The sequence below is a fragment of the Pseudomonas sp. NPDC087346 genome (assembly GCF_044744235.1).
GTDB lineage: Bacteria > Pseudomonadota > Gammaproteobacteria > Pseudomonadales > Pseudomonadaceae > Aquipseudomonas.
The window spans coordinates 15,634-15,884 of the sequence record NZ_JBIUXX010000084.1 but is presented as its reverse complement, the minus strand read 5'-3'; positions in this window follow the sequence as shown (position 1 = coordinate 15,884).

Genomic DNA, 251 nt, shown 5'->3' with positions numbered 1-251 from the left:
AGCTTGCTAGCGATAACGGTGGCCCAAACAACAATGATTCTGGCCAGATCTAGCTAGCTCCCACAGGTTTTGTGTTCGACACAGATATTGTGGGAGCCAGCTTGCTAGCGATAACGGTGGCCCAAACAACAATGATTCTGGCCAGATCTAGCTAGCTCCCACAGGTTTTGTGTTCGACACAGATATTGTGGGAGCCAGCCTGCTAGCGATAACGGTGGCCCAAACAACAATGATTCTGGCCAGATCTAGCG